Annotated in this window: 3 protein-coding genes; all 3 read right to left on the reverse strand. The window is 41.7% G+C overall.

The window, feature by feature from the left end:
- Positions 1-373: 373 nt before the first annotated feature.
- The gene (locus ACFVVX_RS37940; RefSeq protein ID WP_326211977.1) at positions 374-550 is read right to left on the reverse strand and encodes a hypothetical protein; all 177 of its coding nucleotides are present in this window, start codon (positions 548-550) and stop codon (positions 374-376) included.
- Positions 551-653: 103 nt separating this feature from the next.
- Positions 654-1,202 carry a hypothetical protein gene (locus ACFVVX_RS37945; protein WP_387952731.1) on the reverse strand — a complete coding sequence of 183 codons (549 nt, stop codon included), beginning with the start codon at positions 1,200-1,202 and terminating at the stop codon, positions 654-656.
- A 13-nt stretch (positions 1,203-1,215) separates the two neighbouring features.
- Positions 1,216-1,956: lysozyme family protein (locus ACFVVX_RS37950; protein WP_387952732.1), on the reverse strand; the 741-nt coding region annotated here is incomplete at its 5' end.

A 1,956-nucleotide genomic window follows, 5' to 3' on the forward strand; every position in this document is an offset into this window, starting at 1 on the left:
CTCCTATCGATACACAAATAAATATGAATTACTCCCATGAAAAGAATACTCAAAGGAGCAAGTAAATATCCAATATCAAGCATTACACTTGATCTGAGGAAAACCCCAATCACCACGATAAAAGCTGAAACAATAATGCTGTACACCCAATACCTTATAGTGTTATCTCCTATGTTATACAGTATTTTCCGCACTGTTTTCACACTCCTTAAAGAATTTTGTTGTGAGGAGAATCCGAACAAAGCAGCTGCCCAGGAACCAGGAAAATTCATCAAAACACGAATAAAAAAAGATGGCCGGCTTTCTGATCCTCACTTATTCACGAACGAAGCAGAGAGCCGTTTTTTTGATAATCTGATAATGTCATGACAGCTCACTCATTTTTATCCATACGTTCCAGTATTTCTTGACGCAGCAGCGCCAAATAATTTTGTTCTTCTATCGTTCGAAATGGTTTTCGGTTAAAAGAGCTATATGCAAAAGAGCTATATGCCTCTAACAGCTCACCATTACCCATGTCTTTTGGGTTTTTCATATCATTCAAACTCATTGCAGTGCACTCCTTCGCTCTATGCTACCGCCCTCGCAAGCTCGGTTGCTGGAGGTCTGTGGTTGATAAAAGTCTAAAAAACAGACTTTTATCAATCCTCGACCTAATTATTCGCCGGCTCTCCGCCTACATTAGCGATAAATTCAACATTATCGACCTTCCACTCCCCATTCTCCAACGCAATAAGTTGGGTTTTGATTACGATTTTCTGTTCGCTTGCTGTGCCATTATAGCTTGTGCGTGCAGTGAACTCATTCATAAAAGAAACTTCTTGCTTGTCTGATTGATATTCATAGCTTTGCAATCCTGAAACAGAAGAAGATACATCCGATCCTTTCTTTGGAATACTGCTCCCGCTTGGATAAGTGGACTGGTAACCTTTTTCAGTCATTAATGGTTCAATGTCTTTATACCGCTGCTTCGTATTGCTGTAGGTGAAAAATTTATTAATAAACTCATTATTCAGCTCTGCAGCCTTTGTCTGATCTACTTTTTTCAATCGGTCAATTTGTGCTGAATAATTTTCCTTTTGCTTCGTGGCAGCTGCTAAATCCCTTTTTAAAGTTTGGGTGTAAAGCAGCATCAAAGCTACGACAACAATCGAAACAATTATAATAATTCGTGTCCCGCGCCTTTTCTGCTGATCTTCCACATACTCACCCTCTCTATATTCTCCTGAACCCTAAATACGGATAAAGCTTTTTCCATGTCTCTACGCTCGAATATTCAAGGCCTGCGTCATTTGAATTAATGAATTTTCCATCACCGACATACATTCCAACATGAGTCGGCCCGGGCGCATATGTGCTAAAAAAGACCAAGTCGCCCGGCTCTGCCTCATCATCGGGAACAGGCTTTGTTTTCTCATACTGTGTCGCAGCATTACCATTGAGATCAACACCAATTTGCCCGAAAGCATATTCCATGAGGCCGCTACAATCAAAACCTCCAGCCGATGGAGACCGGCCTCCCCACACATAAGGCGTGCCTAAATACTCTTTCATAATATTGTGTACTTGAGCATAATCGAATTTTTGATTTTTTCCTCCGCCTTTTCCTCCTGTGTCTAGGTATCTCAGCACATGATCGACATAAAGCGGATCTCCATAACTCGACCAACCTACCTTTGCGGCCTGTTCTTTGCTGAACGAGAGAGCAAGCTCTTTCGAATACTTGCCGCCATTTTTTTTAACGTAGTCAATGAACCCGCCGCCGTAGTTATAGGCTTGGAGTGTCAATTTAATGTCGCCACCTGCTTTATCTAAGACGCTTTTAAAATGCTTCATTCCAACATCTATACTGACCTCGGGATCAGTAATTGTGTTAGGCGGCAATCCCATTGATTCTGATGACTGCATGACGTCTAAGTGTCGGCCGCCGCTCTCTTGCATGACAAGCGCCATAAT

Source organism: Kitasatospora sp. NPDC058170, assembly GCF_042883905.1.
GTDB lineage: Bacteria > Actinomycetota > Actinomycetes > Streptomycetales > Streptomycetaceae > Kitasatospora.

What these genes read in the sequence shown, in the direction of transcription:
- ACFVVX_RS37940 (WP_326211977.1), bottom strand. Translation starts at nt 550, where the DNA reads ATGAGTTTGAATGATATGAAAAACCCAAAAGACATGGGTAATGGTGAG.